This window comes from Epilithonimonas hominis (genome assembly GCF_003730015.1).
Taxonomy (GTDB): domain Bacteria; phylum Bacteroidota; class Bacteroidia; order Flavobacteriales; family Weeksellaceae; genus Epilithonimonas; species Epilithonimonas hominis.
In genome coordinates this window covers 1-21313 of the sequence record NZ_RJTU01000008.1, presented here as the reverse complement: position 1 = coordinate 21313, position 21313 = coordinate 1, and the positions used below count along the sequence as shown (strand labels likewise).

The following is a 21313-nucleotide window of genomic DNA, read 5'->3' as shown; positions in this document are numbered from 1 at the left end:
ATTATTTATATGATTAATGCGCTTCCAGCCAATTATCGCCGACACCAACTTCCACCAATAGCGGAACATTGGTCGGAAAAGCGGATTCCATTTCTTTTTTAATTAAAGCTTTTGCCGTTTCCAATTCCTCTAATGGAGATTCGAAAAGCAATTCATCGTGCACCTGCAGCAACATTTTGGTTTGAAGATTTTGAGTTTCCAGTTCATTGTCGATTTTTATCATTGCGAGTTTAATGATGTCGGCTGCACTTCCCTGGATTGGCGCGTTCACAGCGTTTCTTTCAGCGTGCGCTTTGACAACAAAATTGCTGGAATTAATATCTTTCAAATGACGTTTTCTACCAAGAATAGTTTCTACATACCCAAAATCTTGAGCTTTTTTAACTTGTTCAGCCATATATTCTTTCAAACGCGGATACGTCTCGTAATAAGAATCAATCATCTTTTTAGCTTCGGTTCTGGACAGTCCGGTCTGTTCTGCCAAAGCAAATGCACCCTGACCATAAATGATTCCAAAATTTACTGTTTTTGCCTGACTTCTTTGAATTTTGGTAACATCTTCAAGCGGAATATTAAACAATTTTGCAGCTGTGGATGCGTGGATGTCTTCTCCGTTTTGGAACGCTTTAATCATATTTTGTTCGCCAGAAATTTCTGCAATTAACCTCAGTTCGATCTGAGAATAATCGGCAGAGATGATTTTTTTGCCTTCATCGGAAACAAATGCGCCACGGATCTGCTGTCCTCTGAGAGTTCGGATCGGGATATTTTGCAGATTTGGATTAACGGAAGCCAATCTTCCGGTTGCAGCTGTGGTCTGAGAAAAATTAGTATGAACTCTGTCATCTTTTTTATCAATCTGACCCGGCAATGCATCTACATAAGTGGATTTTAACTTCTGTAATGTTCTGTATTCCAATATTTGTGGTATAATTTCGTGTTTGGAAGATAGCTTCTGAAGAACATCTTCCGAAGTAGCATACTGGCCGGTTTTTGTTTTTTTCGCCTTAGGATCCAGTTGCATTTTTTCGAAAAGAATCTCTCCCAACTGTTTCGGCGAGTTCATATTGAACTCTTCACCGGACAATTCAAATATTTTGGACTCCAGTATTTTCAGATCATTTTCCAAGTCTTTGCTTTCCTGGGCCAGCCAGTTGTTATCAAGCTTTACGCCTGTCAGTTCTATTTTTGCGAGGACTTTCATCAATGGCATTTCGACATTGTAGAAAAGGTCTTCCAAGTTTTCCTTAGCAAGTTGTGGCGCAAATAGTTCATACAGCTGAAACGTTACATCGGCATCTTCCGCAGCATAATCTGTCTGTGTTTGTACATCTACTTCACGCAAGGTTAGCTGATTTTTTCCTTTTTTTCCAATTAATGATTCTATAGAAACCGGTTTGTAGTTCAGATACATCTCGGAGAGATAGTCCATTCCGTGTCGTCCATCAGGATTTAACAGATAATGTGCGACCATAGTGTCGAACAATTTTCCTTCCACTTCAATGTTATAGTTTTTCAGAACTTTGTAATCGTATTTTAGATTATGGGCAATTTTCAGAACATTGTGGTCTTCAAAAAACGGTCGGAAAAGTTCTACTGTTTTCTGCGCTTCTTCCTGATTATTCGAAATTGGGACATAATATGCCAATCCTTTTTTGTAGCAAAAGCTCATCCCAATAAGCTCTGCCTCCAACTCATTTAGAGATGTAGTTTCTGTATCGAAACAAACTTCTTTTTGCTTCAGAAGGTTTTCCACCAAGATTCTCTGCGCTTTTGGTGTGTCTACGAACTGGTAAAGATGGTCATTTTCCGTAATGGTAGACTTAGTGGTAGTGGCTTGTTCCAATTGCTCAAAAGTCGCAAACAGATCCATCGTTCCATTTTTATGGGCAGTTACAGTGCCGTCTACTACTTCGGTAATTTTAACTTTATCATCATCACCTTCCATCAGTTCTTCCACGTACTCTTTGTTTGAGAAGGCGCGGTATAGATTCTCGTACAATCTTCGGAATTCCAGTTCGTCAAAAATCTCTTTCACTTTTTCGAAATCCGGCATATCCAAATCGTACTGCTCTTCGATGAATTCTATTGGTGCATCACAAATAATTGTTGCCAATTTCTTAGACAAAATACCACGTTCTGCGCTGGCTTCTACTTTCTCCTTCATTTTTCCTTTCAGCGTGTGCGTGTTTGCCAAAAGATTTTCCATAGATCCAAATTCCTGAATGAATTTTCTAGCCGTTTTATCACCAACACCATCTAATCCAGGAATATTGTCCACGGCATCTCCCATCATTCCAAGATAATCGATGATTTGTTTCGGATCATTAATCTCATATTTGGCTTTCACTTCTTCGACACCCAGAATTTCGATGTCGCCACCTTTCAGTCCTGGTTTATAAATTTTTATTTTATCTGTGACCAACTGTGCGAAATCCTTGTCAGGCGTCACCATAAAGACATTGTAACCTTGTTTTTCTGCTTTGCAAGCTATGGTTCCTATGACATCATCGGCTTCATATCCTTCTACACCAAGAATCGGGATGTGCATCGCTTCCAGAATTCTGTGGATGTAAGGAATTGCAATAAGAATCGGTTCCGGAGTATCCTGTCGGTTAGCCTTATATTCTGTAAAATCTTCGTGGCGGATATTGGTTCTTCCGACATCAAAAACCACAGCCAAATGTGTAGGACGATCCCGTTTGATTAATTCTATCAGCGAATTTGTAAATCCGAAAATTGCGGATGTATTAATCCCTTTTGTAGAGATTCGTGGATTTTTTATGAAAGCAAAATACCCACGGAAAATCATTGCGTAGGCATCAATAAGATATAATCTTTTGTCGGTAGAAGTCATAGAAACAAAAGTAAGGAATTAGTTTGTTTTATCAATGAAAATTAAAAATACGTCAAATGCCTTATTTTTTTTCCTTGCCAAAAAAAAGAGATTTGTGGCATCAACTACATAAATTTTTTATTATGAAAACAAACAACTACTTCAAAAAAATTGCAATTGCTGCAATGGGACTATTTGCTTTTAATATTCAGGCAAATAATTTAAAAATTACTGGTACAAGTGTTGATACGAGTGCCGGAACGGTTACTTTTAACATCCAATGGGATAACAGTTGGAGAACGAATATTGCTCCTGCCAATTATGATGCGGTCTGGGTATTTCTTAAATACCAAGATTGTGCAGACAAGCTTTGGAAACATGCAAACTTGAGCGTAACGTCCGCAGATCATAGTACAGCTTCTCCTCTTAAAATAGATGCCGTTACTGATGGTAAGGGTGTTTTTGTTTATCGTAGTGCAAATGGTGGTGGAAATATCTCCTCTACATCAGTAACGCTTAAAATGAATGTAGCAGCTGCCAATTATGATAACTATAATTTCAAGGTATTTGGTGTTGAGATGGTTAATGTTCCACAAGGGAGCTTTTGGGTTGGAGATACTACCTCATCTGGTTATGGCGTGAGTTCAAGTACACCAGCATATAACTTTCAGATTACATCAGAAAATTCTAACATTGCTGCATCTTCACTTGGAACTGGCAATTCTGCGCCAAGTAGTTTTCCAAAAGGTTTCAAAAGTTTTTATTGTATGAAGTATGAGATTACACAAGAGCAATATGTAGAGTTTTTAAATACACTTACATATAACCAGCAGGCAAGAAGATCTGTAGCTGCGCCAAATTCTGCTGCTGGAACTTTTGCATTCGGCAATGCTTACGGAAATGGTATCAAAATACAGGTTCCTGGAAATAATGCATCTATAGCAGCATTATATGGCTGCGATGTAACCACTGGCGATTATAATGATGTAAATGATGGGCAAAATGTTGCAATGAATCAACTTTCCTGGGCCGATACTGCTGCATTTTTAGAGTGGTCTGCACTGCGACCGATGACGGAATTAGAATTCGAAAAAATATGCAGAGGTCCTTTATCTCCTGTTGCCGGAGAGTATGCCTGGAGAACAACAGAAATAAATATTGCTTCTTCCACAGGTATTACCAACGCTTATACGGCAAGTGAAGGATTCAATACTGTTGCTAACGGAAGAGCTAATTATTATGCAGCAACTGCATGGACAAATGCTGGGACCGGCAGAACTGTTAAAGTAGGTTTTTCTGCAACCAATTCTTCAGGGAGAGCCACCGCAGCGGCAGCATATTACGGTGCTATGGAAATGAGTGGTAATACTTATGAATTTGCAGTCACTACAAAAGCAACAGGCAATACCTATACAGGATTGGCTGGAGACGGAGAATTATCAACAACTACTGCAACGGATGGAGATGCTAATCAAGCCTCTTGGCCAGATAATACAGGTGTCTACTTACGAGGTGGCGACTTTATAGGTGCTGCAAATTATAATGGAAACAACAGTTCATTTTTAAGGATTTCTGACAGGGCATCCGGTGCTGCTCTAGCTACTAGAAATGCGGGATATGGCGGCCGTGGTGTGAGATAATCAATTCTAATTTGAAAAGAAAGATCACTTTCTACCCAATTTTTAAAATAACAACTAAATCAAATTAGAAGATGAAAACATATCTAACCCAATTATCGGTTTTCTGTATCATCTTTCTCCTGAATACTCATCTCAAAGCCCAGGGAGAAGAAGCTTATCCTTACCGCGGCGGAAATGCAGATGGATTTGCAACAGAAACTATAACCAATACAATCTGCTCTACACCCTTTCATCAATACGCTTATTTTGGAGGAAATGGAGATGGATTTGCAACAGAAAGCCTGGAAAATGCGACCTGTTCTACGCCTTTTAATCAATATGCTTACTTTGGAGGGAGTAGCGATGGTTCCGCATCAGAAACCTTAGAGAATAATAACTGTGCTACACCTTATCATTTCTATGCTTATTTTGGAGGTAATGGAGATGGTTTTGCAAAAGACAAAACTGAAGATGTTTGCCCAATTAATCCTCCTGCAGCAAACTTTGTAGCGGACAAGACAAACGTATGTGTAGGACAGACCGTAGTTTTTACCGATACCTCTACAAACAGGCCAACAGGTTGGAACTGGACCTTTTCGGGTGGATCTCCTGCTACTGCGACAACAAAAACAGTAAATGTAAACTACAATACTCCTGGATTGTATCAAGTGAAGTTAGTAGTAGCCAATTATAATGGAACAGATACGATGACGAAAGCAGGTTATATTAATGTGGTGACGGATTGTTCTTCATTAGGAATGGAAAATATAAAAATTGAAAAAGTACTTGTATTTCCAAATCCTGCAAAAGACGTATTATATCTTCAGTCTCCGAAAGAAGTCCAAAAAATAGAAATATTTGACATGTCCGGAAGAAAAATTTTGCAAAAAAATGTAAATAAAAAAGAAGACCAAATTAATATTGAGATATTAAAATCAGGTATCTATATTCTTAAAACCTATACAGATAACTCTTCACAAACCTTTAAGATTATTAAAAAAGATTAAAAATTAATAACCATGACTTTTGAACTGCCTACTTATAGGCAGTTTTTCTTTTTATTATAATGTTAAATTTTCTTAAAAAAATATCTATTATATCATATATTGATTGTAATTTTGTACGTGATAATGAAAAAAGTACTCTACCCCTTCTATTTTTATTCGGCTCTTGCTTTCACTCTCCTATCTTCCTGTGCAAATTTTGGAGACAGCCTTCTGTACTTTAACAAAAACGCAAAAATATCCAAGGTTAAAACAGTTCTTTATTTCAATCCTGAAGTTTTTCCTGATATTTCTGAAATCAAAGAGGCTACTTACTCTGCTTTTTACACAGCCACTTCGGACCAGATGAAATCTATGGGAAATCTAAAATATCTTAAAGTAGATACACCTATTTCTTTTGATGATGTAGACACTGGTACGGTAAAAGAAATCTGCAAAAATAATAATGCTGATATCGCAGTTATTCCTAAAGTGAAATATTTCAAAGTCGGTTTTGGAAAATATGTTTTTTCTAATCAGGTTATTGTAAGCATGAAGCTGTATAACGCTGAAGGTGATTTTGTGATGGAAGCTGCTTATGATACTTACAAAGGAAATGGCAGAATGCTTGGAACTGCAGAAAACTCAGTAATTATAGGTACGAAAGGTGCCTTAAGAAAAATCAGCAAAGAACTGAAAAACCGATCAGCAAGTACACATAAACCCATCTGATTATTACAGAATTTTAATACCCGTTTTACTCGATTATTACTAAGTTTTTTAATACTTTTGTAAAGCAAAATTCTAAAAATCGAGAATCAAGAAATCATATTGAACGCTGCGGACGTCGCAGAAACTCTGAGCAAATTGCCCGCCGAGGAACGCATCCTGCAGTTTCTGAAACTTCCGAAATCTGAAAAGGCGGAAGTATTCTCGCATTTGGATCCTGACTTTCAGGAAGATACCATCAGAAGTATCGCAAGCCACGAAGTTTCTGACATCCTGAACGAGATGTCTCCCGATGACAGAACTCATCTATTTGAAGATTTTCCCGATGAACTTATAAAATATTCCATTAACCTGCTGAATCCGCAGGAAAGACGCGTGGCACTGAAACTTCTCGGTTACGAGGCAGATTCCATTGCGCGTCTGATGACTCCTTATTATGTCCAGATCCGAAAAGAATGGACGGTTAAAAGATGTTTTCAGCAGATTAAAAAAGTAGGGAAAAAAGTAGAGACGCTCAATTTTCTTTATGTGGTAGATGAGCGAAACCGCCTGATAGATGATATCACGATTGGCTCTCTTTTGCTGGCAGATGAAGAACAGATGATATCAGAACTGTGTGACAATCAGTTCGTAGCAATCACCACAACAACTTCCAAAGAAAATGCGGTTCCGTATTTTGAAAAATATGACCGAAGTGCACTTCCAATCATTACGGAAAATGGAGTCTTGGTGGGCATTGTGACCATAGACGATATCTTGGATCAGATCGAACAGCAGAATACGGAAGACATCCAAAAATTTGGTGGTCTGGAAGCGCTGGATGTTCCGTACACCCAGACTTCTTTGCTAGAAATGGTAAAGAAGAGAGGAATGTGGCTGATTATTTTATTTTTTTCAGAAATGCTTACCGCTTCGGCAATGGGTTATTTTGAGGATGAAATACAGAAAGCGGTTGTACTGGCATTGTTTGTCCCATTGATTATTTCCAGTGGCGGAAATTCTGGGTCACAGGCTGCAACATTGATTATCCGTGCAATGGCGCTTCAGGAAATTGGCCTGAAAGACTGGTGGTATGTGATGAAAAAGGAAATCTTCACAGGATTATTCCTGGGAAGTATTCTTGGGATTATCGGCTTTTTGAGAATTATGATCTGGCACGAAATAGGATTGTTTAACTATGGAGATTACTGGGCATTTGTAGGTTTGAGTGTTGGAGTTTCACTCATTGCGATTGTTCTTTGGGGAACACTTTCCGGATCTATGGTTCCTTTCATTCTTAAAAAGCTGAAACTAGACCCTGCGACTTCTTCCGCACCTTTTGTGGCTACTTTAGTTGATGTAACTGGACTTATTATTTATTTCTCCGTTGCCGGATTATTCCTTACCGGAAAGCTTCTTTAGGAGTTTAAACTTTCTTTGTATGACACAAGACGCCTACTTGGCGAAGCGCGCCCCGGCCTGAATGGAGCTCTTTTTCTGTTATTGCGATTATACAAAGTTTCTACATTTGGATGAACGGTATCCGCAATGACAGAAAAAAGCGGGAATGGAGGACGGATCTAGGCGCCCAAAAATAACAAGGCGGTCTTATTTAAAAAAAAAATGCCACCTCTTGGAGATGACATTTTTTATTGTTTATAATTACTTAGCGTAATTGTCCGTGTAATCTTTTTGTGAAGCTAAAATCACTTTTTTAGCGTGTTCTGCCCCATAAACCAAGTCGATTTTAACTTTTGCAGGTTCAGTTGGCAGGTTTTTATAACTCAAAAAATAGTGAAGCAAACGATTGACTTCTGCTTTTGGTAATTCCGAAATATCTCTGATGTGTCCGTAAACCTGATCTTCTACCAATACAGCGATAATCTTATCATCTGCTTCTCCTTTGTCAATCATCTGGAATCCACCGATTGGAATAGCTTCCATCAAAATGTTTCCAGAAGTGATATTGTGGGAGCTCAAAACGCAAATATCCAACGGATCGTGGTCTCCTTCTGTAATGTCTGTAGCACCTGTAGCCACTGCAAGATTTTTTACTTCTTCTTCGCAATATGTTCTCGGGATAAAGCCATACAATGCTGGAATGATATTGGAAAATTTCTGAGGACGATCTACTTTCAGATATCCTGTTTCCTTGTCTACTTCATATTTTATAGTATCTGTAGGAACAATTTCTACAAAAACGTTTACCACCTCAGGCGCTTTTTCTCCGGCAGAGATCCCGTGCCAAGGATGTGCTTTAAAATTAGGAATCATGTTTATTTATATTATTTTGTTTAGTTCTTTTCTTAGATTTTCGATAGTGTCTGAGATATAATCTTCCGAATTTACATAGCTCATCAGAAATACTGTTTTGAAATCTTCCAATCCAGAGTTTTCATTCAGCTCTTCATAGGTTTTCCTCAAAAGTTGCGTGACATTATTTTTACTTGTTACAATATCCTGCCAAGAAGATCTTGAAATGTACAATTGCTGGGAAGCGTTATATTCGAATTCTTCATTGATGTTTTTTTCTGTGAGGTACACAAACTCGTGCGGCTTCAGATTTTTGTCAAACTTCATGACGAGGTTAGAAGGTTTCAAACGCTCCAGAAATAGTGTCATTCTTTCCAGAGCATGGAATTTTATTTCATTATTGGATTTGGTAGCTAGAAAATTAATTTCCTGTTTTTTGAGCCTCACAAAGGCATTCACAAACTGTTTTGCAAAAACCAAAAATGGAAAAGCGATGATAGCTGCAACAGCGTAAGGTAAATAATCTGAATCAAACATATCTCAAATCGGACTGCAAAATTAAGGATTTTTGATTAGAAAATAAATTATTTATCTAAGAAAGAAGATTTTCTTCAGAATTTGAATCAATACTTCTTTTTTACTGTTAGAAACAATAGGATATTTGTAAGCTATAGCACCAAATCGTTCATTGAATTTTGCAACGTTTTCTACATCACTTCCCATAAAATCAAAATCTTGATCTGCAATAGTTTTTTTTAAGTAATTATCAATAACTATAGATGGAATATTGGTGTTAGATAAAGGGTTTTTATTAACGAAAAGACTGAGATAATGACTGGTTTTACCACAATACAAACCAGCCATAGATTCTATTTGATTTTTATATCCTAGGATCTCAATATTCATAAGTTTTTGCTCATACAAAGTTTGCATCAAATCAAAATAAATACTGGCATCTTCCTTATTTTTGATTCCCTTAATATTTTCCACAAAAAATGTCCTGTCTTCGGATTTTAAACTATTGCGAAATATGATATTGTTTTCCAAATCACCAATTATCCTTACATTTCTCCTTCTGTGGATACTATATCTTTTTTTGACTTCAGAATATTGATCTTTTGGAATAATGTAAGATTTTTTCAATCCAATATTTGAAACTTCATTATTTCCATTAAAAGCATAAAATAAAACAATGTAATTTTTTGTAAGATAATTATAGAATAGATTATTAATATATACAGAATCCTGATTGGAGAATATTCCCAATTGTTGACAAAGTTTTGGCATTAGAACAATTTTAAAACCAAATTTGACTATCAAAGGAACAGGCATTACAGCTTCATAATCATCATAAATGATTAATTCCCAACTTTTTCCTGTTACGATATCCAGAAATTCTCTTTGTGCATAATCCGAATTTTGTAAAGAATTTTCTATACAAGCATTATATTTATTAAAATCAATTTCGTGATATTTCAGTCGTTTTATCATTATAAAATCCCTTCTTCTTTGAAACTGTAAAATTTATTCTGAGCAATAATCAGATGATCTAGCAATTCGATATCCAGCAGTTTTCCGGCTTCCTTTATTTTATTGGTAATATTAATGTCCTGTTGACTAGGCTTCAGACTACCAGCAGGATGATTATGAGCGATGATAATGCCGGTAGAAAAATGCTCGATAGCTGTCTTGAAAATAACTCGTACATCAGCAACAGAACTTGCAATTCCGCCACGGAAAAGACAGTTTTTATAGAGAATTTTATTCTGATGGTTTAAAAAAATAACCCAGAATTCTTCCGTTTGCAAGTCAGAAAGATGAGGTTGCAGTATCTCAAAAGCCTCTCGGCTGCTAGTAATTTGTTGTCTTTCTAAAACTTCCTGCTGAGATTTCCTGTTTCCAATTTCCAGAGCAGTAGCAATAGAAATGGCTTTGGCCTCGCCTACGCCTTTAAATTTCATCAGATCTTTTATGTTGAGCTGACTTAGTCTGTGCCAATTGTTTTCCACCGAATATAAAATTCTTCTTGCCAATTCAACAGCGGACTCCTCACGATTTCCACTGCCCATAATGATGGCTAACAGTTCCGAATCCGAAACTGCAGCTTTTCCTTTCAGCAGGAATTTTTCTCTTGGGCGGTCGTCTTCCGCAAGGGATTTTATGCTCAAAGTGGTTGGAACTAATTAGAGATTGTTGATAATCTGTCCGTCTTTCATCACCAGCTTCCTGTCTGTGCTCTCTGCGAGAATAGGATTGTGCGTCACGATTACAAAGGTCTGCTGGTATTTATCCCTCAAATCAAAAAATAACTGGTGAAGTGCATCAGCATTTTTAGAGTCCAGGTTTCCCGTCGGTTCATCGGCAAATATAATTTTTGGAGAATTGATTAATGCTCTTGCAACAGCAACCCTTTGCGCTTCACCTCCGGAAAGTTCGGATGGTTTATGATGCAGTCTGGCGGCAATGTTTAAATCCTCAAATAGGGAATGCGCCTTTTCGATTACTGTTTTTTCGGCAATACCGGCAATTCTGGTAGGAAGCAAAACATTCTCAAGTGCTGTAAACTCAGGTAAAAGCTGATGATTCTGAAATACGAAACCGATATTTTTGTTACGGAATTTGGATAATTCTTTATCTTTCATTTTAAGATAAGAATTGCCGTCTAAGGCAATTTCAGTATTGAATTTGTCAATTTCCGAAGGTTTATCCAGTGTTCCTAAAATCTGCAGTAGCGTTGATTTTCCGGCCCCGGATTCTCCAACAATGGAAATCACTTCGCTTGGTTTGATATGGATATCAACACCTTTCAGAACCTCCAGTGTTCCGTAGAATTTATGTATATTTTTTGCTCGAATCATAATTTTGCCTTTGGCTTCTAGCGAGTTGTTTTTAGCTTTTTATTAAAATATTAACCACAAAAGTCACAAAAGTTTTTTTGTTTTCTAGGATTTTCAAAAGCTTAAAAAAGTTTTATGATGATGTAATTCTTTCTTGTTCTTCACAAGAATTAATTTCTATAATTGTTTTGTACCTTTTGTGGTTAAATAAAATATTTTCATGAATCTTTTGCCTTGATTCTCGTTTCTTTCTAAATCTTCGTCAATTTCGCAAATTTCAGAATAAGGTTTTTCTCCCCTTCATTTGCAAAAATGACCTTGGCTTTGATGTTCTGAGGATCAGTTCCATCCAGAAATGTCACTTCACCAACACCGAAACGGTCGTGACGAACTCTGTCGCCCACTTCTATATCTTCTGAAGATGAACCGCTTGGATTAATTATTTTAGCAGTTGCTACAGGTTTTAATGTTTTCTTTACCGCAGGAATAGTCTCATTTCTTTCCAGAGTTTTTTTCTCTTCCTTCTTTTTAAAAAAGCGTGGTTCAGAAGGTCTTTCATCGAAAATGTTGGAACTGATTCCGGAATTATTCACGAATCTCGCTTCCAGCATCGGATTAATAAATTCGATGTATTTTGAATCTACCTCGCTCAAAAATCTAGAAGGCTCAGAATCGGTAATTTTTCCCCATTGAAAACGTGAAACAGCATAGGTGAAATAAGCCTGTTTCTCTGCTCTTGTTAATGCAACGTAAAACAGACGTCTTTCCTCTTCCAGTTCTTCTCTGGTAGATGAGCTCATAAAACTCGGGAACAGATTTTCTTCTAAGCCTACAAGATAAACTACGGGAAATTCTAATCCTTTGGATAAGTGAATGGTCATCAGCGATACTTTATCACCATCATCTTTATCATTCTGAGTATCGGATGACAACGCAATATTCTCTAGGAAATTGGAAAGGCTCGGGTCGCCGTCTTCAATCTGTCTCTGTTCCTCAATAAATCCCTGCATCGAGTTCAGTAATTCCTGGATATTCTCCACTCGGGAAATTCCTTCCGGCGTTTGATCTTCTTTTAAGAATTTAATCAAACCGCTTCGTTTTGCAACTTCCATGGCGACATCATAGACGTTTTCAGTTTTCAGCATCACCTGGAATGCTTTTATCATCGCCCAAAAATCGCCAAGCTTGGTGATAATTCCGTTATTTAAGCCTAATTGCGGTGCATAAAATCCGAGATTGTCCAAAACCTGAGTTATCGGAACATTGCGGGCATCTGCAAAAACAATCAGTTTGTTTTGAGTGGTCTCACCAATGCCTCTTGCTGGATAATTAATGATTCTGGATAAGGCTTCGGAATCATTTTCATTAATCAAAATCCTTAGGTAAGCCAGTAAATCTTTGACTTCTTTTCTTTGGTAGAAAGACAAGCCGCCATAAACTCTGTAAGGAATATTTTTTTTCCTGAGCGCATCTTCAAAAGCTCTGGTTTGCGAATTGGTACGGTAAAGAATTGCAAAGTCCGAGAATTTTCTCTGTTGAGTGTTATGAAGTTCGAAGATATTGGCCGATACGAAATTAGCTTCATCCGCATCGGAAAGGCTTCGGTAAACTTTTATCTTCTCCCCGACTTCATTTTCACTAAAAACATTTTTCTTGAATTGTTGCAAATTTTTTGAAATTACTACATTGGCTGCATCTACGATATTTTGTGTCGAGCGGTAATTCTGTTCCAGAGAAACAGTGACTGCATCTGGATAATCTTTTTTGAAATTCAGGATGTTATAAATATTAGCGCCACGGAATGAATAAATCGACTGAGCATCGTCACCTACCACACAGATATTCTCAAATTTCGATGCTAAAGCTTTGACAATCAAATATTGTGAATGATTTGTATCCTGATACTCATCAACCAAAATGTATCGAAATCTGTCTTGATATTTAGCTAACACTTCAGGGAAACGTGTCAGTAATTCGTTTGTTTTCAGTAATAAATCATCAAAATCCATCGCACCATTTTTGAAACAAGCCTCAACATACTTTCGGTAAATCTCGCCAATCAACCTCATATTAGCTCTTTCGTCTGCTTCCATCAACTCTGGATTATTGAAATAGGCATTGACAGTTATCAGGTTATTTTTATACTGAGAGATTCTCGAAAGAACCTTTTTAGCTTTATAAACCTCCGCATCTACACTCATATCCTTGATGACTTTTTTCAGGACATTCAAAGCATCCTGAGCATCATAAATGGTAAAGTTGGAAGGATAGCCGAGATAATGCGCTTCGCTTCTCAAAATTCTTGCAAAAACAGAGTGAAATGTTCCCATCCAAAGTGAACGTGCATCGCTCACGCCTACGACTTTTGCGATACGTTCTTTCATTTCTTTGGCCGCCTTGTTCGTAAACGTCAAAGCAAGAATGTTGAAAGGATCTATACCATTAGTTATCAGATGAGCAATCCTCATCGTCAGAACTCGTGTTTTGCCGGAACCTGCGCCTGCTAAAACCATCAAAGGTCCTTCTAATGTTGTAACTGCTTCAAACTGTGGCTCATTCAATCCTTTCAGATAATCCATTATAATCTCAAAATTTTAAGATAACAAAAATAGCGATTTTTAAGCAATTTATCATTGCATCAGAAGTTGAAAATGAATGATTATTATTAATTTTGCACTGGCACAAAAAACAAGTTATGACTGCCAAAATCTAATTCTAAAGTAAAAATCAATCCATTGAAAATCAATTATATTAAAGAAGAAATCAGTTCTTTTTTTGTATTGAAACCTTCGCCCAGAAGCTGGCATATTCCTTTCCTTGCAGGATTTGCAGTGGGAATTCCGTTATTATTCGGTTATTTTTTTGCAGATGTCAGGTCGGCTTTAACTGCTAGTTTAGCAGGTTTGGTCATCCTTTACATTCCGAATAGCAAAGATATTTTTGAGATTATGATGAAGATGTTTGTCTGTTCTTTTGGGATGATTATTTCTTACATTTTCGGATTGGTTTTTAGTTTTAATATGTGGATTGCGCCTTTTGCTTTCGGGATTTTTTCGGCAATTGCTTATTACATCGTCAGATATTTCAATTTGAAACCACCTGGAAGTTTTTTCTTCATCATGATGGCATCTATGGCAATCGGACTTCCACATCATCCAGAAGCTATTCCTCAGAAAATAGGAATTTTCACCATTGGAACTTTGAACGCTTGTCTTATCTGTTTGATTTACAGTTTGATGAAAAACAAGAAAGAATCAAAATCTTCTTTAACAACTTTTCAAATCAATCCTTACGTGAACCTTGTAGAATCCTTTATCATTGGCATTTGTATGTTTGCTTCGGTTTTGGTTGGACAGATTTTCAAACTAGAATATCCTTATTGGATTCCGATTTCCAGCTTAGCAGTTTTACAAGGTGTAAACCGATATCATATTTGGAAAAGAGGCTTGCATAGAATTATAGGAACCATTATCGGACTAGGAATTGCTTGGTTTATCTTTTCTTATGTGAACGATATTTTGTGGATTTGCATTTGTATTATCACACTTCAAATCATCGTCGAAATGTTGATTACAAGACATTATGCTTTAGCTGTAATATTTCTGACACCGATGGGAATTTTACTTGCTGAAACAGGAAGTTCTACTTCACTCGATCCCAATTATCTTTTAAAAATGAGACTGTTGGAGATTTTAATTGGTAGCGGAATTGGTTGTGTTGGCGGTTGGTTTTTGTATAATGAGAGAATCAGATTCGGTTCAATAAAGAATTTGAGAAAATCAAAAATTGTTCTGAGTAAAAGTTTTTTAAAATAAAGTTCTTAAAGTGCTTTTAATAACTGGATTAATTCTTCCGAAATATTTTCTTTTATATAATTATTAAAATCAAAAGCCTGATTACTAACTTCTGAAAATTGAGTCTGCAAATCCGTTTTTTCTTTGATGATAAATTTTAAATCTGAAGCATAAGTTTTTGGGAAAATGGCAGGTTTCGCATATTTGATAGCGTCACCAATGTTTCCGCTGATCTTCGTTTTACCGTAGATTTCTTTGATAGAGAAAAATTCAGTTTCTTTTTGAATCGGACAATATAAAACATCCGCTTTTCTCATCCAATCATCAAATTCTTTCTGTGATATTTTATCCTCAAAATATTGTATAGAAATGAATTGTGGAAGTTGAGATGAAATTAACTTTATATTTTGCAATTCCTTTCCCGTGGCTTTTCCAAGTAAAATAATCTTGTAATTAACTTCGATATCTCTGAATTGTTTTAGTTTTTCAAAAAATGAATAATAATCTCGCCTGCTTTGCGAAACTGTGCCGGGAATCACAATTTTTAGAGTGTCATATTCTGATTCGCTAGAATAAAATTGATTAAAATAAATGGGTAGAAATTTGAGGTTATTGTTCTTTGAGATCAACTCATCAATTCCCAACAGATAGTGCGACTGTTTATAAACTTTCGGAGCATCCAGCAAGGATTCTTTCAGGAGTAATTTTAGTCTGTATTTAAAATCTTTTTTGAAAATACTTTTGAACAACTGCCATTTGGAAGCTTTGGTGAAATTCAGGTTGTGAACAATAATAGCAGTTTTGAATTTTCCAACAATTGTTTTGTATAGATTAAAATGCCTGTGGACAGTTCCAATGATAATCAAATCGTATTTTTTATTTTCCAGCGTTTCAAAAATTTCACAATTATCCGTGAGGAAAATATTTTCACCGTGAATGTTGATGATTTTAAAAATTTTTTCCGAGAAATAAAAATCAACAGATATTTGTGATGAATCTTTGGTTGATTCATAGAAATTAGCCGCTAATTCGGCATGTGTATCGAGTTCTATGTAGGCGTTTTTTTTCATAAACCAAAGTTTTTGAAAAACTCTTTCCAACGCAGATTTCGGATGAACTTGATTTCTTCTGTGCTGAGATTTTGTCGTTCTTTTTGTTTCAGAAAAGAATTGATGGTAATGAAAAACTCTTTTGCAGAACGATTTTTAAAACTTGATTTTGCTGACGAAATCATTGCTAAAGGCAAACTCAAACCAATGTTATAAAAGTATTGACCGAGCTTTTCTGCCTTTTGAGATTTATATTTGTAAGCCGTTGGACGAAGATGTTTTACCCAAAGATCTTTAATCGTAACAACGTCCCAACCGTGTTTTTTAGCCAATAAAATATCGAGATTATCCCAACCAAGAACAGCTCGCAAGCCATTCATATCTTCAAAACATTCTTTTCTGTAGGCTTTTATAGGACCACGAACGTGATTTTTGGAAGACAGATTTTCGAAAACCCACTCTCCGTTTTTATTACTGAAGTCTAACCAATTTTCGTTTGGATTTCTTAGATTTTTAATCTCGGAATTGGACTTATATTTTTTGATATAAACCAAACCAGACACTATTCCTGCTTTTGGATTGGTTTCAAAAGTCTGATTGATCTTCTCTAAATAATTTGTGGGAAAAACAATGTCTGCATCGTATTTACAAACCACATCAAAATCCTTCCAATCCAAAGCTTGCAAACCTTTATCGAAGGTGCGAACGACTTTTGCGCCGGGAGAATGTTCGGATGTTTCTAAATCCAAAACTCTGAATCTTGAATCCTGAATCTTAAAGTTATTGATAATTTCAGCAGTTCTGTCTGTGGAACCATCATTCACAATCATACAAACGAAATCCTGAAAGTTCTGTTTCTTCAGGGATTCTAGGCAGAAAGAAATATTGTTTTCTTCGTTGTGAGCAGGAATGATAATCAGAAATTTCATTTAGAATTTATTTGATTCCAGATTTACCTTGAACAAATATTCCGGTGTTTTCGGGCTTTGAAAACTGGAAGTTTTATAATTTTCTGTCGTAAAAAGCGCGCACATCGTGTTCTGAGGATGATAAAGATTCTTGTGAAATGCTTTCGGCGTTCCGTCCAGAATAGCTTTGAAAACTTCATAGCGTATTTTCTCTGGGTTGTACGCATAATCATGCCACACCACAATGGAATTATCGTGAACCAAATGTTTGAAAACCTGCTCTGTATCGTGCTTTACCATCTCATAGGAATGGTCTCCGTCTATAAAAATGAGGTCATATTTTTTATTTAGTCCTGCAAAATCAAAGGTTTTTGTGTTGCCTTCCAAATGCAGGATTTTAGGGTTTTTCTTTGATAAAATTCCGTGTAGTTCTGCATATTTTTTGTTCCAACCCATTGCTTCCATTTCGGCTTTGGAAAGATTGAGTGTTGTACAATCTTCAATTTCCTTTGCCACATTCCAAACGCTTTCGCCGCGCCAAGTGCCGATTTCGAAATAGCTATTTCTGCCCTTTGCCAAAGTTTTCAGCAGAGCCAGGTCTGTAGGAAGCGAGCCGCCATCCAAAATAAAAAGATCTACTTCTGACTGAAAATTACCATTGCAGATCTCATCCATCGATACTTCCGGTAAACTCAATAGATGAGGATATTTTTCCTGAAATTCTGCCTTCCTAATATCGTTCTGATCGAGAATCAGATTTACCAAACTTGGTTGCTTTATAATATGTTTTATAGATTTTATTAACTTCTGAAACTTAGTCATCAAACGGTAATTTTTATATGAGGGTTCAGCATATTTCTTGAATCGAGAATTTCTTCTAACTTTTCGTGAGAAAGCAGCTTCTGCTCATTTGAAAGCCGAAAGTTACTCATTTTGGCAGAATTTATGACGAAATATCGCCTTAAATTTATCTAATAATTAATATCTCAGAATGCTTCAAAATCAATTTTCCGAAGTAACTTTGCATCTTTGATTTTAATGTTATGGATACAACGATTGACAAAAACAAAAATTTATCAAACGGCATTATATCTTATGTATTTTTCACTTTTATAGGTTATTTTATTATCGGTTTATCATTGTCTGTTTTACCTATATTTATAAATAAAAGTCTTGGTTTCAGTATGTTGATCGCAGGAGTTGTTATAAGTCTACAGTATGTAATGACTTTTCTATTGAGAGCCTACTCCGGAAAAGTGATTGACAGCAAAGGTCCTCAGCCCGCTGTTCTGGCCAGTATGCTCAGTTTTTCTTTCACAGGATTGGTTTTGATATTGGCTTATTACTTTAGGTTATCTCCTGTTGTAAGTTTATTATTTCTGATTATTACAAGATTTTTCACAGGTTGCGCCGAAGGACTGATTGGCGCTAGCCCTATCAATTGGGCGATTATGACTTTTGGGGAAGAACACACCGCCAAGATTATTTCTTATAACGGTATTGCCAGCTACGGTGCTTTGGCGGTTGGTGCATCTTTGGGCGTTACCATCGTAAAATATTTTAGTTTCTACGGTTTGGGCATTTTAATTATTCTTTTAGGAGTAGTCGGATTTTTCTTGGCCAGGAAGAAAGACAATTGTACCGGTAGACAATCTGCAGAAGAACAAAAATCCTTTTGGAATGTTCTGGGAAAAGTAGCGCCGTTTGGACTTTGTCTTGCAATGGGCGGTCTTGGTTTTGCTACAATATTTACATTTGTAACACTTTATTACGATTATTATCATTGGCAAGATGGTGCGATGTGCTTATCTGTTTTCGGGCTTTTGTTCGTTGCCGGCAGATTAGTTTTCAGTAATGCCATCAACCGTTTTGGCGGAATCAATGTAGCTATTGTATGTCTGGCTGTGGAAACCTTGGGACTAGTGATTATTACATTATCCTCTCATCCGTATTTAGCCTTGATTGGTGCCGGAATTACAGGTTTAGGATTTTCTCTGATATTTCCAGCATTAGGTGTTATGGCTATGAAAACCGTTCATTCTTCCAACCAAGGTTCTGCGCTGGCAGGTTATGGTTTATTTATTGATATTTCGTTAGGGATAACCGGACCTTTGATTGGCGGCGTTGCAGACCAATTTGGACTACCCCATATTTTTCCCTTAAGCGTTGGAATTGTTTTGTTAGGTTTAATTCTGGCCTATTACCTGAAAGTGAATCAATCTAAATAACTTTATAAGATGATTAATTTTTGAATCCTTTATAACTTTTAAAAAATTAATTTTTTTCTGAAGGTAACTTTTTAACCTTGGTCGAGGTTTTTGTTTCTGCTCAGTCAAAATAATCGCTTAGATTTAGATATTATTATCTAGAAGCAAAACCGATTTTCAGAATCCGATAAAAATCACGATTTTTGCAATCTCAAATTTTATTATGTCTTTACAACAAGAAATCAGCAAAAGAAAAACTTTCGGAATCATCTCCCACCCCGATGCGGGGAAAACTACGTTGACGGAAAAACTCCTGCTTTTTGGAGGGGCGATTCAGGAAGCTGGTGCTGTAAAATCCAACAAAATCAAGAAAGGAGCAACCTCCGACTTTATGGAAATCGAGCGTCAGAGAGGAATTTCTGTGGCAACTTCGGTTTTAGCTTTTGAATATAGAGATCACAAAATCAATATTCTGGATACGCCTGGTCACAAAGATTTTGCGGAAGATACTTACCGAACGCTGACTGCGGTTGACTCTGTGATTGTTGTAATTGACGTTGCAAAAGGGGTTGAGGAACAGACAGAAAAATTGGTTCAGGTTTGTAGAATGAGAAACATTCCGATGATTGTTTTCATTAATAAACTCGACCGTGAAGGTAAAGATGCCTTCGATTTGCTGGATGAAGTAGAGCAGAAATTAGGTTTGACGGTTTGTCCACTTTCTCTTCCGATTGGTATGGGAAGCGACTTCCAAGGGATTTATAATATTTGGGAAAATAACATCCAATTGTTCTTGGAAGAGAAAAAACAGAAAGTTGGTGAATCTCTGAAAATTGATGATATCAACGATTCTCAAATTGATGAATTGGTTGGCGAAAAAGCGGCGAAAACTCTGCGTGAAGAATTGGATTTGATTCAGTCTGTTTACCCAGAATTTAATCGTGAAGATTATATGAACGGTGATTTGCAGCCGGTTTTCTTTGGTTCTGCTCTTAATAATTTCGGCGTTCGTGAGTTGCTTAATGCATTCATTGATATCGCTCCAATGCCACAACCGAAAGAAAGTGAAACCAGATTGGTAAAACCAGAAGAACAGAATTTTACAGGATTTGTTTTCAAAATCCACGCCAATATGGATCCGAAACACAGAGACCGTCTGGCGTTTGTGAAAATCGTGTCCGGAACTTTCAAAAGAAATGAAAATTATTTCCTTGTAAGAGAAGGTAAAAAAATGAAGTTCTCCTCTCCTAACGCTTTCTTTGCAGACAAAAAAGAAGTTGTGGACGAGAGTTTCCCCGGCGATATTGTCGGTCTTCACGATACGGGAAGTTTCCGAATTGGTGATACTTTGACTGCCGGCGAAAAGCTAAGTTTCAAAGGAATCCCGAGTTTCTCTCCGGAACATTTCCGTTATATCAATAACAACGACCCATTGAAAGCGAAACAATTGGCGAAAGGTGTTGACCAGCTAATGGACGAAGGTGTTGCACAGTTATTTACGCTGGAAATGAACAACAGAAAAATCATTGGAACAGTTGGTGCGCTTCAGTATGAGGTTATCCAATATCGTTTGGAACACGAATATGGTGCGAAATGTTCTTATGAACCAATCAGCATCCACAAAGCGTGTTGGGTTGAGGCGGATGAAAAGTCTGAAGAATTCAAAGAATTTGCGAGACTGAAACAGCGTTTCTTGGCTAGAGACAAATATGACCAATTGGTTTTCTTAGCCGATTCGTCTTTTACGATTCATATGACGCAGGAAAAGTTTCCAAATGTAAAACTGCATTTTATCAGTGAGTTTAAAAATCATTAAAATATATAATCCGCAGAGTTTTCTGCGGATTTTTTTGTTGGAAATATTGTGTATATTTATATATTACCTAACCTGTTGTGCATCTAAATAACTGTAGTTCAGAGTTAATAGACATATATTCTGCAGTGAGGTTGAGTGCCACAAGTTCCAAATCAGACATTTTTGGAAGCCTAATTTGCTTACTTGTAGTAATATATTTACAGGTGTTTGTCAATTCTTTTAAAATAATTTTGTAGTTTTGAATAAGATTGTTCATGTATTTAATGACTTGGTAATCAATTAAATTTACGATTTTTTAATCAA

General features: G+C 36.6%; 17 protein-coding genes and 1 pseudogene. 7 read left to right on the top strand and 11 right to left on the bottom strand.

Annotation, left to right across the window (positions count from 1 at the left end; translation table 11 throughout):
- Nucleotides 1–13: 13 nt before the first annotated feature.
- Complete coding sequence (polA, locus tag EGH73_RS00405) at nucleotides 14–2857, bottom strand: DNA polymerase I (RefSeq protein ID WP_123280178.1); 2844 nt, start codon at nucleotides 2855–2857, stop codon at nucleotides 14–16.
- Nucleotides 2858–2979: 122 nt separating this feature from the next.
- Here polA and EGH73_RS00400 point away from each other — a divergent pair, with 122 nt between their 5' ends.
- The 4 genes from EGH73_RS00400 (at nucleotide 2980) to mgtE (ending at nucleotide 7568) form a co-directional block, all read left to right on the top strand.
- Nucleotides 2980–4476 (top strand): SUMF1/EgtB/PvdO family nonheme iron enzyme, encoded by a 1497-nt coding sequence (locus tag EGH73_RS00400; protein WP_184808044.1) that lies wholly within the window; start codon nucleotides 2980–2982, stop codon nucleotides 4474–4476.
- 71 nt (nucleotides 4477–4547) lie between these two features.
- On the top strand, nucleotides 4548–5462 hold the full coding sequence (locus tag EGH73_RS00395; RefSeq protein WP_123280176.1) for a PKD domain-containing protein: 915 nt from the start codon (nucleotides 4548–4550) through the stop codon (nucleotides 5460–5462).
- Nucleotides 5463–5585: 123 nt separating this feature from the next.
- Nucleotides 5586–6170, top strand: coding sequence for a pyruvate decarboxylase (locus EGH73_RS00390; RefSeq protein WP_184808043.1), 585 nt, complete (start codon nucleotides 5586–5588; stop codon nucleotides 6168–6170).
- A 99-nt stretch (nucleotides 6171–6269) separates the two neighbouring features.
- The gene (gene mgtE, locus EGH73_RS00385) at nucleotides 6270–7568 is read left to right on the top strand and encodes a magnesium transporter (RefSeq protein ID WP_245985349.1); all 1299 of its coding nucleotides are present in this window, start codon (nucleotides 6270–6272) and stop codon (nucleotides 7566–7568) included.
- Between the two features lie 240 nt (nucleotides 7569–7808).
- Here the strand turns inward: mgtE and EGH73_RS00380 are convergent, their stop codons facing one another.
- The 6 genes from EGH73_RS00380 to EGH73_RS00355 all read right to left on the bottom strand — a co-directional run bounded on the left by EGH73_RS00380 (nucleotide 7809) and on the right by EGH73_RS00355 (nucleotide 13815).
- Nucleotides 7809–8420 carry an inorganic pyrophosphatase gene (locus EGH73_RS00380; protein WP_123280173.1) on the bottom strand — a complete coding sequence of 204 codons (612 nt, stop codon included), beginning with the start codon at nucleotides 8418–8420 and terminating at the stop codon, nucleotides 7809–7811.
- A 6-nt stretch (nucleotides 8421–8426) separates the two neighbouring features.
- Nucleotides 8427–8936 (bottom strand): DUF7935 family protein, encoded by a 510-nt coding sequence (locus EGH73_RS00375; RefSeq protein WP_089770649.1) that lies wholly within the window; start codon nucleotides 8934–8936, stop codon nucleotides 8427–8429.
- Nucleotides 8937–8987: 51 nt separating this feature from the next.
- Nucleotides 8988–9890 carry a hypothetical protein gene (locus EGH73_RS00370; RefSeq protein ID WP_123280172.1) on the bottom strand — a complete coding sequence of 301 codons (903 nt, stop codon included), beginning with the start codon at nucleotides 9888–9890 and terminating at the stop codon, nucleotides 8988–8990.
- Nucleotides 9890–10567, bottom strand: a complete 678-nt coding sequence (gene radC / locus EGH73_RS00365; protein WP_123280171.1) for a RadC family protein — start codon at nucleotides 10565–10567, stop codon at nucleotides 9890–9892. Before radC ends, EGH73_RS00370 begins: the two co-directional genes overlap by 1 nt.
- 15 nt (nucleotides 10568–10582) lie before the next feature.
- Nucleotides 10583–11257, bottom strand: a complete 675-nt coding sequence (locus EGH73_RS00360; RefSeq protein ID WP_089770652.1) for an ABC transporter ATP-binding protein — start codon at nucleotides 11255–11257, stop codon at nucleotides 10583–10585.
- Between the two features lie 230 nt (nucleotides 11258–11487).
- A complete protein-coding gene (locus EGH73_RS00355) occupies nucleotides 11488–13815 on the bottom strand; it encodes an ATP-dependent helicase (protein ID WP_123280170.1) in 2328 nt (775 codons plus the stop codon).
- Between the two features lie 156 nt (nucleotides 13816–13971).
- Here EGH73_RS00355 and EGH73_RS00350 point away from each other — a divergent pair, with 156 nt between their 5' ends.
- Entirely contained in the window at nucleotides 13972–15051 is a 1080-nt protein-coding gene (locus tag EGH73_RS00350) for an FUSC family protein (protein WP_123280169.1), read from the top strand.
- A gap of 5 nt (nucleotides 15052–15056) precedes the next feature.
- Here EGH73_RS00350 and EGH73_RS00345 read toward each other — a convergent pair whose 3' ends face one another.
- Genes EGH73_RS00345 through EGH73_RS00335 form a run of 3 tightly spaced genes read right to left on the bottom strand, consistent with a single transcriptional unit; the run spans nucleotide 15057 to nucleotide 17809 of the window.
- Nucleotides 15057–16100 (bottom strand): hypothetical protein, encoded by a 1044-nt coding sequence (locus EGH73_RS00345; RefSeq protein ID WP_123280168.1) that lies wholly within the window; start codon nucleotides 16098–16100, stop codon nucleotides 15057–15059.
- The gene (locus EGH73_RS00340) at nucleotides 16097–17008 is read right to left on the bottom strand and encodes a glycosyltransferase family 2 protein (RefSeq protein WP_089770656.1); all 912 of its coding nucleotides are present in this window, start codon (nucleotides 17006–17008) and stop codon (nucleotides 16097–16099) included. Before EGH73_RS00340 ends, EGH73_RS00345 begins: the two co-directional genes overlap by 4 nt.
- Nucleotides 17009–17809 (bottom strand): class I SAM-dependent methyltransferase, encoded by an 801-nt coding sequence (locus tag EGH73_RS00335; RefSeq protein WP_123280167.1) that lies wholly within the window; start codon nucleotides 17807–17809, stop codon nucleotides 17009–17011.
- Nucleotides 17810–18030: 221 nt separating this feature from the next.
- On the opposite strand from EGH73_RS00335, the gene EGH73_RS00330 reads away from it, so the two are divergent.
- Both EGH73_RS00330 and EGH73_RS00325 read left to right on the top strand, forming a co-directional pair.
- A complete protein-coding gene (locus EGH73_RS00330; protein WP_123280166.1) occupies nucleotides 18031–19215 on the top strand; it encodes an MFS transporter in 1185 nt (394 codons plus the stop codon).
- Between the two features lie 202 nt (nucleotides 19216–19417).
- Nucleotides 19418–21010, top strand: coding sequence for a peptide chain release factor 3 (locus tag EGH73_RS00325; RefSeq protein ID WP_123280165.1), 1593 nt, complete (start codon nucleotides 19418–19420; stop codon nucleotides 21008–21010).
- Between the two features lie 70 nt (nucleotides 21011–21080).
- On the opposite strand, the pseudogene EGH73_RS14450 reads toward EGH73_RS00325, so the two are convergent.
- A pseudogene (locus tag EGH73_RS14450) lies at nucleotides 21081–21266 on the bottom strand (IS982 family transposase); the annotation flags it as partial.
- Nucleotides 21267–21313: the final 47 nt, after the last annotated feature.